Raw genomic sequence first — 14360 nt, forward strand, 5'->3', positions numbered from 1 at the left:
ACCAGGGCGACGAGGCCCTGGCCAGGCCTCCGGCGGTCCCCTGACCCGCGGGGGTGAGGCCGGTCAGGACGCGGCGGCGACCGGCTGGTCGAGCACCGCGGTGAGCGTGGCGTGCAGGTTCTCCAGCAGGGCGACGTCGCGCAGCGGCGTGCGGCGGTCGGGGCCCACCGGCATCTTCAGCACGATCGTCTCCACGGCCGCCTTGTAGGAGGCGCCCTCGGCGAGGCGGGCCAGCCGCATCTGCTTGGACTCCGGCAGCGACACCGGGCCCACCCGGATGGCCCGGCCCTGCAGCGACACCTCGGTGATGCCCAGCGCCCGCATGGCCGACCGGAACCGGGCGACGGCGAGCAGGCTGAGCACCGGCGCGGGCGGGGCGCCGTACCGGTCGGTGAGCTCGTCGAGCACGGCCTGCGCCTGCGCCTCGTCCTGGATGGCGGCGACCTTGCGGTAGGCCTCCATGCGCAGCCGCTCGCCGGGCACGTAGTCGTGCGGCAGGTGCGCGTCGACCGGCAGGTCCACCCGGACCTCGACCGGCTCCGCGGGGGCGTCCTCGCCGGTGACCTGTGCCCGGTAGTCGGCCACCGCCTCGCCGACCAGCCGGACGTAGAGGTCGAAGCCGACCCCGGCGATGTGCCCCGACTGCTCGCCGCCGAGCAGGTTGCCCGACCCGCGGATCTCCAGGTCCTTCATGGCCACGGCCATGCCGGCGCCGAGGTCGGTGTTGTTGGCGATCGTGGTGAGCCGGTCGACCGAGGTCTCGGTGAGCGTGCGCGTCGGGTCGTAGGTGAAGTAGGCGTAGGCCCGCTCGCGGCCGCGGCCGACGCGGCCGCGGATCTGGTGCAGCTGGGAGAGGCCGAAGGTGTCGGCCCGGTCGACGATCAGGGTGTTGGCGTTCGGGATGTCCAGGCCGGACTCGACGATCGTCGTCGCGACCAGGACGTCGTACTCCTTCTCCCAGAAGCCGACCATGACCCGCTCGAGCTCGGCCTCGCTCATCTGGCCGTGACCGACCGCCACCCGCGCCTCGGGCACGAGGTGGCGGATCTTCGCCGCGGCCTTGTCGATCGACTGGACCCGGTTGTGGATGACGAAGACCTGGCCGTCGCGCAGCAGCTCGCGGCGGACCGCCGCGGCCATCTGCTTGTCGTTCCAGGCGCCCACGTAGGTGAGCACCGGGTGCCGCTCCTCGGGCGGGGTCAGGATCGTCGACATCTCGCGGATGCCGGTGAGGCTCATCTCCAGCGTGCGCGGGATGGGGGTGGCCGACATCGAGAGGACGTCGACCGCCGTCCGCATCGTCTTCAGGTACTCCTTGTGCTCGACGCCGAAGCGCTGCTCCTCGTCGACGATGACCAGGCCGAGGTCCTTCCACCGGGTCGTCGGCTGCAGCAGCCGGTGGGTGCCGACGAGGATGTCGACCTCGCCGGCGGCGAGCTGGCGGAGGATCTCGGTCGTCTCCTTGTCCGACTGGAACCGCGACAGCACCTTGACCGTCACCGGGAACTGCGCGACCCGCTCGGAGAAGGTCTTGAAGTGCTGGTTGGCCAGCAGCGTCGTCGGCACCAGGACGGCGACCTGCTTGCCGTCCTGCACCGCCTTGAACGCGGCGCGGATCGCGATCTCGGTCTTCCCGTAGCCGACGTCGCCGCAGATGATCCGGTCCATCGGCACCGGGTTCTGCATGTCGGCCTTGACCTCGTCGATGGCCGCCAGCTGGTCGGGCGTCTCCTGGAACGGGAAGGCGTCCTCCAGCTCGCGCTGCCAGACGGTGTCCGGGCCGAAGGCGTGGCCCTTGCTCGCCATGCGCGCCGAGTACAGCCGGATCAGCTCGCCGGCGATCTGCTTGACCGCCTTGCGGGCCTTGGCCTTGGTGTTCTTCCAGTCCGCGCCGCCGAGCTTCGACAGCGCCGGCGCCTCACCGCCGACGTAGCGGGTGAGCTGGTCGAGGGAGTCGGTCGGGACGAACAGGCGGTCCGGCGGCTGGTTCCGCCGGGACGCCGCGTACTCGACGATCAGGTAGTCGCGCTGTCCCCCGTTGACCGTGCGGCTGACCATCTCGATGTACCGGCCGATGCCGTGCTGCTCGTGGACGACGAGGTCGCCGGGCTGCAGCTGCACCAGGTCGACGGCGTTGCGCCGGCGGGCGGGCATCTTCGTCGCGTCGCGCATCGAGGTGCCGCGCTGGCCGGTGAGGTCGTGCTCGGTGAGCAGCGCCAGGCCGATGCCGGGGAAGGCGAAGCCGGCCTCGATGCTGCCCTGCGTGACGTGGGTCAGCCCCGCGTCGGGCGCGCTCTCGATCCCCGGCACCAGGCGGACACCCAGCTCGGCCTCGCCGAACTGGTCGGCGGCGCGCTGCGCCGGGCCGGGGCCGGCGAAGGTGACGACGACCCGCCAGCCGTCGCGGTGCCAGGAGCGCTGCTGCTCGATCGCCTTGCCGACGTCGCCGGCGAACCGCTCGACGACGGTGGCGTCCAGGGTGACGTGGGTGTCGTCGTCGTCGGCGGCCAGGGTGAACGGGCCGGTCGTCCACCACGGCAGCCCGCGGCTGCGGGCCGCGGACTCGACGTCGGCCAGGTCGCGGAAGGACGAGGCACCGAGGTCCAGCGGGGCCTCCCCCGCCTCGGCCGCGGTCGCCCAGGACGCCGCGAGGAACTCGTCGGCCGTGCGCACCAGGTCGGCGGCGCGGCTGCGCACCCGCTCGGGGTCGGCGACCAGCACGTGGGTGCCGGCGGGCACGAGGTCGGTGAGGAGCTGCATCTCCGCCCCGCCGTCACCCTCCCTCCCGCCGGTGCCGATCAGCGCAGGCGTCAGCGACTCCATGCCCTCCACGGCGATGCCCTCGGCGAGCTTGCCGAGGATCTCGACCAGGCCCGGGTGCTCGACGGCGAGCGCGGCAGCGCGGGCGCGGACCTCCTCGGTGAGCAGCAGCTCGCGGCACGGCGGGGCCCACAGCCGCTCCGGGCGCTCGTCGAGCGAGCGCTGGTCGGCGGCGGAGAAGTAGCGCAGCTCGTCGACCTCGTCGCCCCAGAACTCCACGCGCACCGGGTGCGGCTCGGTCGGCGGGAAGACGTCGAGCAGGCCACCGCGGACGGCGAACTCACCGCGCTTCTCCACCAGCTCGACGCGGGTGTAGGCGGCGTCGGACAGCGCCCGGGCGACGTCCTCGAGGTCGGCGGAGTCCCCGGGCCGCAGCTCGACCGGCACGAGGTCGCCCAGGCCGGGGGCCAGCGGCTGGAGCACGCTGCGCACCGGCGCGACCAGGACGTCGACGGTCCCGTTGGCCCCGGGGTGGGTCAGGTCGCGCAGCACGGCCAGCCGGCGGCCCACCGTGTCCGCGCGCGGGCTGAGCCGCTCGTGCGGGAGCGTCTCCCAGGCGGGGAAGGTCTCGACCCGCCGCTGCGGGAGGAAGCAGCGCAGCAGGTCCGCGGCCGCGTCGGCGTCCCGCTCCCCGGCCGTGACCAGCAGGACCGGCACCCCGCCGCCGCCACCCGCGGCGGCCAGGGCCGCGGCCACCAGCGGCTGGACCGTCGGAGGCGCGGTGACGGCGAGCTCGGCGCTCCCCGCCGCGGCGACCACCCGGGCCACGGCGGGGTCGGTGAGGACGACGTCGAGCACGCCGCGCAGGGTCACGCTTCTCTACTCCTGAGGTCGGGGTCGGCCTCGCACGCCGGGTGCGGCCAGGGCCTGTTCCCAGGCTAGACGGCGGGTGGGACAGCCGCCGTGGCGCTCAGGAGGTGAGGGCGCGGGCGACGCGGCCCACGGGCTCCTCGGCGTCGATGGCCGCCAGCGCCTTGCGCAGCACCGTGCTCGAGGTGTGCATCGTGTACGGGAAGTAGTGCACCCGGACGCCGACCTCGGCGAAGTCGCGCTCGAGCTTCAGCCCCTTGGGGGTGCCGCGCCAGTCGTCGCCCTTGAAGATCACGTCGAACCCGACCTCGCGCCAGGTATCGATCTTGTCGGGGACGACCTCGGCGTGCACGTCGTCGACGAACCGGAGGCTGCGCACGATCTCCATGCGCTCGGCCAGCGGGATGACGGGGGCGCGCCCCTTGGTGAGCTCCAGCATCTCGTCGGAGACCACGCCGGCGACCAGGCGGTCGCAGTGCTCGGAGGCGTGCTTGAGGATGTTCAGGTGCCCGATGTGGAACAGGTCGTACGCGCCGGGCGCGTACCCGATCACCGGCATGTGAGTCCCCCCGTGGATGTCCAGTCGCGGAGACGCTAGCCGCAGATCATCACGCTGTGTCACGGAAAGCGCTCCGGTCACCCTAAGGGGCGAGGTCGGGCGCGGACGGGTGCGCGGAGCAGCCGCTCGACGGCTACCCAGCGTGAGCGGACGAGGCGGCTCGGTCGCGGAGCAGGCCACCGAGGACCGCGACGGCGCGGCGGATCTCGGCACCGGCGCGCTCGTGCTCGGCCGGGCCGAGGCCGTGCGGGTCGGGGATGTCGTCGTGCGCCCCGGCGACCCTGCCGGCACGGGCCCGCGGCGCCGCAACGACGAGGTCGGCCAGCCGCCGTCCGGGCGACCCCGCGGCGGGCAGGTCCGTCCCCCCGGCGGCGAGCACGGCCAGGTCGGCGAACTCCCGCAGCGTGAAGGTCCGCCGCAGCGCGGCGGGGGCGAGGTCGACCGCGGCGGCCCGGTGGGTCCGGGTCATCGTGAGGACCAGGTCGGCCTGCTGCAGCAGCCGCGGGTCCACCTGACGGGCCGGGGAGCCGCTGGGCGCCACCCCGGCCACCTCCGCCATGGTGGCGCAGGCGAGGTCGCCGGGCCGGGCGCGCACCCCGGCGCTGGAGACGTCGACGTCGGTGCCGGGGCCGAGCTCGGCCCGCAGCAGGACCTCGGCGAGCGGGGACCGGCAGACGTTGGCCGTGCAGAGGAGCAGCACCCGGACGCCCCCGCCGGTGCGGAGGGCCCCGGTCACTTCTTCCGGGCGCCCACGCCCACCGGGCCGACGGGCTCGGCGGCCGGAGCGGGGACCCGCGCCGCCGGCAGCGGTCGCCGGGCCTCGGCCGCGGCGTCGGCCGCGTAGCCGTAGACGTCGGCCTCGCGGTGCACCTGGTTGAGCACGACGCCCTGGACCCCGGCCTCCACCTGCGCCAGCGAGCGCAGCGCCTCGGTCAGCTGCGCCCGGCGGACCCGGGTCACGTTCGCCAGGAGGAGCACCCCGTCGACCGAGCGGGACAGGATCGCGGCGTCCGCCACGGGCAGCACGGGGGCGGTGTCCACGACCACGTGGTCGTACTCCTCGCGCGCGGCCTCCAGCAGCCGGCGCATCGCCGGCGACCCCAGCAGCTCGCTCGGGTTGGGCGGGACCGGCCCGGCCGTGAGCACGTGCAGCCCGCTGGTGCCCCACTCCTGCACGAGGTCGGGAAGCCCGGCCCGGCCGAGCAGGACCGTCGTGAGACCGGCAGCCCCCTCGAGCCCCAGCCGCTCGGCGATCGCCGGGCGGCGCAGGTCGGCGTCGACCAGGAGCACGCGGGCACCGGTCTCGGCCAGCGCGGCGGCCAGGTCCACGGCGACCGTGGACTTCCCCTCCCCCGGTCGCGACGAGGTGATCGCGGTGACCCGGCCACCCTCGCGGTCCCCGTCACCGACGCCGACGAACTGCAGGTTGGTGCGCAGCTGCCGGAAGGCCTCGGCGACCACACCGCTGGGGTCGGCGTCCACGACCGCTCCCGGGGTGGAGCCCGCCGGGCGGGTGGGGATGCTGCCGACGACGGGGAGGCTGGTCAGCTCGGCGACGACCCCGGTGTCACGCACGCGGTTGTCGAGGCGGTCGCGCAGGAGGGCCGCGACGCAGCCGGCGAGCAGGCCGGCCAGCTGGCCGACGGCCAGGTTCAGCGAGGTCCGCGGGGACACGGGGGCGGACGGCACGCTCGCCGGCGCCACCGTGTCGGCGCGCACCGAGGGCGAGCCGTCCTCGCCCACCGGCGAGAGGTCCAGGACCGCCCGCTCCAGCTGGGTCGCCACCGCGTTGGCGATCGCCGCGGCCCGGTCGGCCGAGGGGTCCGTCGCGGTGATCGCGACGATCACCGTGTCCGGGACGACGGTCGCGGTCACCTGGCCGGCCAGCGAGCCGGTGGCGGCCACGTCCGGGGCCTCGCCGGCCGGGCCGAGCACCGTCGGCGTCTCGGCCAGGAGGGCGAAGGAGGTGACCTGGCCCTGCAGGTAGTTGGAGCCCTGCGCGAGGTCCCCCGCGGAGTTCCCGGACTCGAGCGCGAAGAACAGGCGCGACTCGGCGGTGTAGAGCCGCTCGGCCGTCAGCGAGCCGATCCCGGCCACCGTCAGCCCGACGAGCACACCGGCGAGCAGGAGGGACCACCTGCGCCGGAGCGTCCCGAGGAAGACGGACAGGCTCATGGTTCTCCTCGGGGCGCGGGCGGTGACCGACGGTGACGGACGACCGTCGCGGCGACGCTACCCAGGCGCCGAACGCTCACCCAGCGCTCTCACCCGGAGGGATGAGTCGTGCGCGGAGGCCTCCGGGGACACCTCCGGCGCCCCGCACACTGGACCGGTGACGACGCCGGGCGCCCTGCTCGCCGACCGGCCCGACGCCCGGTCGGCCGCGCCGCAGCACCCCGGGCTGCTCGGCAGGCCGAGCACCGTCCTGGCCGCCGTGCTGGCCGTCGTCACCTTCGTGCCGACCGCCCGACTGTCGACCAACCGCGAGTGGGCGCTCCTCGGCGTCGCCCTCGTCGCCGTCCTGGGCGTCGTCTGCCTGCACGCGACGCGGCTCCGCTGGTCGGCGCCGGCGGTCCTGCTGCTCCTGTCGGGCACCTGCGCGGTGCTCTCGACGGCGCACCACGGGACGCTGCCCGACCTGGTCGAGGGCGTCCTCCTCACCGCGTTGCTGGCCGCCTGCTGCCTGCTCGCGGCCTTCTGCTCGCGGCAGGACCGGGACGTCCTCGTCGGCGCCGTGCTCGCCCTCGCCCTGGTGCAGCTCGGGTTCGCGGCGGCCAGCGCCTTCCTGGGGCTGCCCGCGCCGTGGGGCCTGCTGGGCGAGGCCGGGTCGCTGTTCGACGAGAACAACCTGCTGCCCTCGCTCGGTGGCCGCACCACCGGCACGATGGCCCACCCCATCCCCTTCGGGACGCTGATGGCCGTCGCCGCGGCGCTCGCGGTCGGGGCGCGCCGGCTGCCGCTGTGGGCCCGGCTGGCCCTTACCTGCGCGTTCGCCGGCGGCGTCGTGCTCTCCGGCAGCCGGAGCGCCGCGGCCGTGCTGGTCGTCGGCGTGGTCGCCGCCGCCGTGTGGCCGGGTGCCTCGCGCACCGGTGCCGCCGGCCGGGTCCTGCTCGGCCTCGCCGGCGTCGTCGGCATCCTCGTCAGCGGCGTCTCCGAGGTCCCGCTGCTGGCCTCCCTGGAGGGCACCGGGTCGCTGACCCACCGGCTCGGCGCGCTGGAGGCGGTGGGCCGGCTGTCCGACCGGCCGCTGCCCGAGATCCTGCTGGGCAGCGGCGAGGGGTCGCTCGGCGTCCTGTACGCCGACGGGCTGCTCCAGCAGGACGGGTTCTTCGCCGTGGACAACCAGCTCGTCACCACCTTCGCGCTGGCCGGCCTCGTCGGCGTCGCGCTCCTCGTGGCGGCCGTCCTGGCCGGGCTGCTCCGGGGCGACCGCAGCACCCGCCCGGGTCTCCTCGCGCTCGTGCTGATGTTCGCGGCCTTCGACACGCTCGAGTGGACGTCGACCGCCGTCCTGTTCGCCGTCCTGCTCGGCCTGGGAGCGGCGCGCCCCGGACGGCCGGCCGCCGGCTGAGGCCGTCGGGCCGGTCAGGCGCGCGGCGCGGAGAGCCAGGCGTCGGCGTCGAGCCGGCCGTCGGTTCCGGGCAGGTCGGCCAGCACCGACTCCGGGGACCGGCGCCGGTCCAGCGCACCGGCGACCGCGGCGGCCACCTCGGCCGGCGGTGCGTCCGGCGCCAGCACCTCGTGCCCGTGGTCGGCCAGCCAGCCGGCCAGCCCGGTCTCGTCGGTCGTCACGACCGTGCAGCCGTGGGCCAGCGCCTCCACGATCGGCAGCCCGACCTGCTCCCGCCAGACGGGCGTCCGCTGGGAGAGCAGGACCAGGACCGACGCCGCCCGCAGCAGCTCGTGCACCCGGGCCCGCGGCGGCCCGACCACCAGCTCGACGCCGGGCTCGCGGGCCGCCAGGTCGGCGACCTCCGCCTCCAGCGGTCCCGAGCCGACGACGGTGAGCCGGGCGCCCGGCCGGCGCGCGAGGAGCTCCGGCCAGGCGGCCAGCAGCTGCGGCACGCCCTTCCGGTCGGTCAGCGCGCCGAGGAAGAGCACCCGCCCGTCCTCCTGGCCGCTGCCGGAGGGGCAGCCGCACGGCGACGAGAGCGCCGGGACGAGCGCGCGCTCGGCGCCCGCCAGCTCGTCGGCCAGCAGCGCCCCGTACAGCTCCTGGGCCGCACCGGTGCCGAAGGCGACGCGGTCCAGCCGGCGGGCCACGTAGCGGCCCGCGGCCCGGTCCACCGCCGCCCTCGCCCGCGCCCGCGGGCCGGAGGCCGGGACGGCGCCGAAGGGGTCGCGGTTCTCGATGGCGTAGGTCGTGAGCACCAGCTCCCGGCGGCGCAGCCCCGCGGCCGCGCGTGCGACGGCCACCAGGACGGCGGTCCGGACGACGCTCGGGCGCAGCAGCGGCTCGTTGACCTCCAGGGACGCCAGCCTCGACCGCAGCAGGGTCACCGTGGTGCGCAGCAGACCGCCGCGGTGCAGGTCCAGCCCCTCGGCGAGCGCGGGGTCGAAGTCGTAGCGGTGCCGGCGGTAGAGGATGCTCGCGGGAGCCAGCTGGTGGGCCCGCTCGAGGTGTGCGCTGCGCACGCTGTCGTACACGCGTGCGCGGTTGTGCAACGTGGGACGCACAGCGTGTGAGCATAGGCGACCGTGGACCGACCGCTGCGTGTGCTCCAGTCCTTCCCGGAGCCCCGCCCGACGACCAACCCCTACCTGGTGATGCTGCGCGACGCGCTCGCCGAGGTGCCCGGGCTGGAGGTCCGGACGTTCTCGTGGCGCCGCGCCCTGACCGGCCGCTACGACGTCTTCCACGTGCACTGGCCGGAGATCCTGGTCAGCGGCAACGGCCCGCTGCGCACCGCCGTCCGCCGGCTGCTGTTCGCGGCGCTCCTGCTGCGGCTGCGCCTGCGGCGCACGGCCGTCGTCCGCACGGTGCACAACCTGCGCCCCCACCAGGAGCGCTCCGGCGCGGCGGCCTGGCTGCTGCGCCGCGCGGAGCGGCGCACCTCCGCGCACATCCGGCTCAACGACCGGACGCCCGCGACCGAGGGCGTGTGGGGCGCGACCGTGGTGCACGGGCACTACCGGGGCTGGTTCGAGCAGCACCCGCACCAGGCCTCGCGGCCGGGGCACCTGGTGTTCGCCGGGCTCGTCCGCTCCTACAAGAACGTGCCGGGGCTGGTCGGGGCGTTCACCGCGGCGGACGACCCCGGGCTGAGCCTGCACGTCGCCGGCGCGCCGGACTCGCCGGAGACCGGCGAGCAGCTGCGGGCCGCCGCCGGTGCCGACGAGCGGGTGCGGCTGACCCTGCGCCACCTGGACGACGCCGAGCTGGTCGCCGCCGTCACGGAGGCCGAGCTCGTGGTCCTCCCCTACCGCGACATGCACAACTCCGGCGCCGCGCTGCTGGCGCTGTCCCTCGACCGGCCGGTGCTGGTGCCGGACAACGAGGTGACCGCCGACCTGGCCGCGGAGGTCGGCCCGGGCTGGGTGCACCGGTACCAGGGCGACCTGACCGCCGAGGTGCTGCGGGACGCGCTCGCCGCGCTGCGGGCGGAGCCACGGGCACCGCGCCCGGACCTGTCGCGGCGGGAGTGGGACGGCGCCGCCGCCGCGCACGTGGAGGTCTACCGGCGGGCCCGCCGGTAGGTCCGCCCCGCTCAGGCCCGGCGGTACTCCTGGTAGACGACCCCGCCGGCCCCGGCCAGCATGCCCGAGCCCCTGGCCGCGGTCCGCAGCCCGCGGGCCGCGTGCAGCTCGTCCCGCAGCACGGCGCCGAGCACCCAGCGGGCGCCGCCCCCGGCCAGCCGGAGGGAGCCCCGGACCACCGCGCGCACCCGTGCCGCCGCCCGGGCGCCCCGGCCCCGCGCCAGGACGACGTCGACCCGCGACGAGGAGTTGCCCGAGCGGAACGCCCGGCGCAGCACCCACTCGCGGGTCAGCCGCTCGGCCGGCACCCGGTCGGTGACGACGGACTCGTCGCACCACACCAGCAGGCCGCCGTCGGCGACGAGCCGGCGGGTGAAGAGGGTGTCGCTCCCCCCGCTCAGCCCGAAGCGCTCGTCGAAGAGCAGCCCGTGGCCGCGGACGAAGGACAGGTCCAGCAGCAGGTTGTTGGTCGCCGCGACGTCGATGCGCGTCCCGGTGGGCAGCCGCCGCCGGCGGAAGAAGTCCCCGGCCCGCGCCCAGGCGTCCACCTCGCCGCTCACCTCGGAGACGACCGCACCGGCCACGGCCTGGGCGCCGGTGCCCCGCCACGTGTCGAGCAGGTGGCGGAGCCAGCCGTCGTGCGGCCGCTCGTCGTCGTCGATGAAGACGAGCACGTCCGAGGCCTGCGCCTCGGCGAGCGCCCGGTTCCGGGCCGCGGCGATGCCCGGGGTGGGCTCGACGACGTAGCGCACGCCGTCGGCCTCGAACCGGCGCACGACCTCCCGCGCGCTGCCCTCGGCGTCGTTGTCCACGACCAGCACCTCGGCGGCGCAGCCCGGGGCGCGCACCTCCGCCGCGTGCCGCACCAGCAGCGGCAGGACGGCCTCGAGGTCCTCGGGCCGCCGGAAGGTCAGGACGGCGACGGTGACGGCCGTCGGGGTGGTGGGCTGTGCGGTCACGGCGTCTCCCTGTCGAGCACGATCGCGGCGATGTCGCTCCGGTAGCGGTCGACGTCGTACCGGCGGCCGGCCTCGGCGGCGTCGGCCAGCGCGTCCCGCGCGTAGGTCGCCCACGCGCCGGCGACCCGCTCGACCGCGTCGGCCAGCGCGGCCGGCTCGCCCGGGGGCACGGCCTGCGCCGAGCCGAGCCCGTCGACCGCCTCGCGCAGCCCGCTGGTCGCGCTGACCACCACGGGGCGCGCGGCGAGCACCGCCTCCACCGCGGTGTTGCCGAACGGCTCGTCCTGCAGCGAGGGGATGAGGACGACGTCGGCGTCGGCGAGCACCCCGGACACGTCCGGGACGAAGCCGGGCAGCCGGACGGCGTCGGCGAGGCCGAGCCCGGCGGCCGTGGCCCGCAGCTCGGCCTCGTACCACTCGTAGCCGGGGAACACCGACCCCGCCAGCGTCAGCTCGGCGCGCACGCCGCGGTCGCGGAGCTCGGCCAGCGCGCCGAGCGCCACGTGCGGTCCCTTGCGGGGCGAGAGGCGTCCGACGTAGAGCAGCCGCAGCCCGTCGGCGACCTGCCGCCGGGCGGGCGAGCCCTGCGGGCCGGCGACCCCGTTGTAGACGACCGTCGCCCGGCGCGCGGCGTACCGCGCGAGCGCGCCCGGCAGCGAGCCGAGCAGGACGTCGCGGCTGTACCTGCTGTTGAGGACGATCCGGTCGGCCAGCACCACCGGCAGCGCGAGCAGCAGGCGCAGCACGCGGGGGGCGGCCCCCTCGGCCTCGTGCACGTGCGTGGTCACCCGGCGCCCGAGGAGCCGGCCGAGCGGTGCCCACAGCGGGATGATCTGCGTGCTCACGTACACCCCTGCCGTCCCCCGCCGGCGCAGCAGCCGGACGGCCGGGAGCGTTCCGCGGACGACGTCGCCCAGCAGGGCCAGGGCGCCGCGCGGCGAGAGCGCCGACTTCCGGACGACGGGCATGGGGCAGGTGACGACCTCGGCACCGAGGCCCTCGAGGACGGCGACCAGCGGCCCGGTTCCCGGCAGCGCCACGGTGACCCGGCAGCCGCGGTCGACGAGGCCGGCGACCGACTCGGCGAGCATGCGGTCGGACCCGTAGAGCTCGGCTCCCGGGTGGACCACCAGGACCCGGTCACCGGCCGCCGCGGCGGGACGCCGGACGAGCGCCGCGACGACGGACCGCAGGCCCTCCGCGCTGCCGCGGGCGGCGGCGAGCGCGAGCCCCGGCCGGCGCACCAGCTGGCGCCGGCCGCCGCGCAGCAGGACGTCGCGGGTGGCGACCGGCGTGCGGCGCACCCAGGACAGCTGCTGCGCGCGGGAGAGGTGGCGGGCGGCGAACACCAGCCGGTTCCGGCAGTTGTAGCGGTAGTAGAGGGCCGACTTGGCCCGCCCCCGGCCGGTCTCCTGGGTGCCGCCGACGTCGTGGTGGGCCACCAGGTCCTCGCGGACGACCAGCTCTCCCCCGGCCTGCAGGCACCGGCGGCTGAGGTCGACGTCCTCCCAGTAGAGGAAGTAGGACTCGTCGAAGCCGCCGAGCCGGTCCCACATCTCCCGATGCACGGCGAGGCAGGCGCCGGTGACCCACGGCTGCGTGCCCGCGGGCGGGTCGCCCAGCGCGGCCGGTCCACCCCTGCGGGTCGCGCCGTCGGCCAGGTCCAGCAGCGCGCCGTCGAACCAGACCGAGCCGTCGGGTCGCAGCACGCGGGGCGAGACCAGGGCCGTGGGACGGCGCAGGCACTCCCGGCGCAGCTCGTCGAGCACGGCGGGGGTGGTCGTGGCGTCCGGGTTGAGCATGAGGAAGACGGCGCAGCCGGCGTCGCGCGCCGCCGCCACCCCGGCGTTGACCCCGCCGCCGAACCCCCGGTTGCCCGCCAGCGGCAGGAACTGCCAGCCGTGCGCGTCGGCCAGCGACCGGGCCGCCTCGCGCTCGGCCTCGCCGGAGAAGTTGTCGACGAGGACGACGTGCACCGGCACGGCGGAGAGGTCCAGCCGCCCCAGGTTCTGCTCGACCAGGTGCGCCGAGCCGTAGTTGACGACGACCAGCCCGAGCCGGCCGCCCTGGTCCGCGGGTGCCGGGCTCACGCTGCGCCCTCCACGACGGCCTCCACGACGGCCTGCCGGTGCCGGCGGACGTACCAGGCGTTGGCCAGGCACTGGAACACCGCGACGCCGACGACGGAGCCGAGGACCGGGCCGACGGCGCCCAGCGGGCCGGCCAGCCACCACGACAGGCCGACGTTGACCGGCAGCATCAGCACGACCATCGCCGCCTGGAACCGCAGGCCCGCGGCATCGGTCATCGCCATGCCGAGCGGGTACTTCAGGCCCTGCAGCGTCATGAGGAGGACGAAGGCCAGGACCAGCGGGAGCCCCAGGGTGATGGCCCCGCCCGAGGCCAGCTGCGCGAGGAGGGGCGAGGCCAGCGCCACCGCCGTGGCCATGGCGGCGGCCGCGGCCGCGAAGGCCAGCGCCGTCGACATGGGTGACACCGCCTGGCCCCGGGCCCGGGCGCGGGCGAACGAGGACCACAGCGTGATCCCGCCGGCGCTCACCACCGCCCAGACCGGGGTGAACATCTGCGCGGCCAGGTTGTACTCGGCCAGCACCGAGGTGCCGCTGCGGTGGCTGAGCACGATCCGGTCGCTCTGCATCGCCAGCGGCAGCGCCAGCATCTGGACCAGCATCGGCCAGGCGACGTCCATGACGCGCGCGCCGCGCACCGTCCGCAGCCGCACCGCGTCGCGCACGGCCCGGCCGAGGACGGGGTGCACCTCCCGGGCGGCGAGGAGGGTAAGGACGACCGACAGCAGCAGCGTCACCGCGTAGGCGACGACGGCGATCCCCGCCCCCGCCGCGACGTCCCACCAGACGAGCAGCCCCACGACGGCCAGCACCACCGGGGTCTGCGCGCCCAGCACCAGGATCGAGACGTGGTTGCGGCCCAGCCCGGTGAGGATCCGCTGGCCGACCCCCACGGGCATCGCGGCCGCGATGAGCAGCAGGCACAGCGTGGCGGCCGCCGGCCCTTCCTGCGGCAGCAGGCCCTCCCCCAGGAGCACCGGCCACAGGTCGAGGGCCCAGAGGGTGACGGCGACTGCGGCGAGGACCGCGGCCGAACCGAGCAGGGCGCGCGTCGCGGTGACGAGCACGCGGTGGACGTGCCCGTCGGAGGCGGGGTCGCGGCTGGCCGCGACGGCGTTCATCACCGCCGCCGACATGCCGAGGTCCGCGAACGGGAGCAGGGCGCCGATGGCGACCAGCAGCCCGTACTGCGCGAACGCGGCCTCGCCGTAGGACTCGATGACGACGCGGGTGAGGACGATCCCGAGCAGGGCCGACACCGGGAGCACCACGAGCTTGGCCCCGGAGCTCCGCCGCACGTTCGCCCAGAGACCGGAGCGACCGGTGTCCGTCGCCGGCGCAGCGGCGAGGGACGTCCTCATCGTCGGGTCCTTCCGCTCGGCGCGGCGCGGGCTGCACCGACGGGTCAGCCCCGTCCCGGGCGCT

10 protein-coding genes are annotated in these 14360 nt (G+C 76.1%); 2 read left to right on the top strand and 8 right to left on the bottom strand.

Going from position 1 to position 14360, the window contains the following annotated elements; genetic code table 11:
* Positions 1-63: 63 nt before the first annotated feature.
* The 4 genes from mfd to E4P43_RS03625 all read right to left on the bottom strand — a co-directional run bounded on the left by mfd (position 64) and on the right by E4P43_RS03625 (position 6364).
* Positions 64-3633, bottom strand: coding sequence for a transcription-repair coupling factor (gene mfd / locus E4P43_RS03610; protein ID WP_135144066.1), 3570 nt, complete (start codon positions 3631-3633; stop codon positions 64-66).
* Positions 3634-3730: 97 nt separating this feature from the next.
* A complete protein-coding gene (locus E4P43_RS03615) occupies positions 3731-4189 on the bottom strand; it encodes an adenylyltransferase/cytidyltransferase family protein (RefSeq protein WP_135144067.1) in 459 nt (152 codons plus the stop codon).
* A gap of 133 nt (positions 4190-4322) precedes the next feature.
* Positions 4323-4925: a low molecular weight phosphatase family protein gene (locus E4P43_RS03620; protein ID WP_135144068.1), complete on the bottom strand. Its 603-nt coding sequence runs from the start codon at positions 4923-4925 to the stop codon at positions 4323-4325.
* Positions 4922-6364 (bottom strand): polysaccharide biosynthesis tyrosine autokinase, encoded by a 1443-nt coding sequence (locus E4P43_RS03625; RefSeq protein WP_135144069.1) that lies wholly within the window; start codon positions 6362-6364, stop codon positions 4922-4924. The genes E4P43_RS03620 and E4P43_RS03625 overlap by 4 nt, the downstream gene beginning before the upstream one ends.
* Positions 6365-6521: 157 nt before the next feature.
* Here E4P43_RS03625 and E4P43_RS03630 point away from each other — a divergent pair, with 157 nt between their 5' ends.
* Positions 6522-7760 (top strand): hypothetical protein, encoded by a 1239-nt coding sequence (locus E4P43_RS03630; RefSeq protein WP_135144070.1) that lies wholly within the window; start codon positions 6522-6524, stop codon positions 7758-7760.
* 14 nt (positions 7761-7774) lie between these two features.
* Here E4P43_RS03630 and E4P43_RS03635 read toward each other — a convergent pair whose 3' ends face one another.
* On the bottom strand, positions 7775-8866 hold the full coding sequence (locus E4P43_RS03635) for a glycosyltransferase family 4 protein (RefSeq protein WP_135144071.1): 1092 nt from the start codon (positions 8864-8866) through the stop codon (positions 7775-7777).
* Positions 8867-8887: 21 nt separating this feature from the next.
* Here E4P43_RS03635 and E4P43_RS03640 point away from each other — a divergent pair, with 21 nt between their 5' ends.
* Positions 8888-9886, top strand: coding sequence for a glycosyl transferase (locus E4P43_RS03640; protein WP_135144072.1), 999 nt, complete (start codon positions 8888-8890; stop codon positions 9884-9886).
* Between the two features lie 11 nt (positions 9887-9897).
* On the opposite strand, the gene E4P43_RS03645 is transcribed toward E4P43_RS03640, so the two are convergent.
* The 3 genes from E4P43_RS03645 to E4P43_RS03655 are packed head-to-tail and all read right to left on the bottom strand — an operon-like array spanning position 9898 to position 14296.
* Positions 9898-10845, bottom strand: a complete 948-nt coding sequence (locus E4P43_RS03645; protein ID WP_135144073.1) for a glycosyltransferase family 2 protein — start codon at positions 10843-10845, stop codon at positions 9898-9900.
* Complete coding sequence (locus tag E4P43_RS03650) at positions 10842-12935, bottom strand: glycosyltransferase (RefSeq protein WP_167759052.1); 2094 nt, start codon at positions 12933-12935, stop codon at positions 10842-10844. The genes E4P43_RS03645 and E4P43_RS03650 overlap by 4 nt, the downstream gene beginning before the upstream one ends.
* The gene (locus E4P43_RS03655; RefSeq protein ID WP_135144075.1) at positions 12932-14296 is read right to left on the bottom strand and encodes an oligosaccharide flippase family protein; all 1365 of its coding nucleotides are present in this window, start codon (positions 14294-14296) and stop codon (positions 12932-12934) included. Before E4P43_RS03655 ends, E4P43_RS03650 begins: the two co-directional genes overlap by 4 nt.
* Positions 14297-14360: the final 64 nt, after the last annotated feature.

The organism is Blastococcus sp. TF02A-35, assembly GCF_004571075.1.
In the GTDB taxonomy this organism is placed as follows: Bacteria; Actinomycetota; Actinomycetes; order Mycobacteriales; family Geodermatophilaceae; genus Blastococcus.

Excerpts from the sequence above, each read along its gene's own strand:
- E4P43_RS03615 (WP_135144067.1), bottom strand. The coding sequence starts at position 4,189 with ATGCCGGTGATCGGGTACGCGCCCGGCGCGTACGACCTGTTCCACATC.
- E4P43_RS03625 (WP_135144069.1), bottom strand. The coding sequence starts at position 6,364 with ATGAGCCTGTCCGTCTTCCTCGGGACGCTCCGGCGCAGGTGGTCCCTC.
- E4P43_RS03655 (WP_135144075.1), bottom strand. The coding sequence starts at position 14,296 with ATGAGGACGTCCCTCGCCGCTGCGCCGGCGACGGACACCGGTCGCTCC.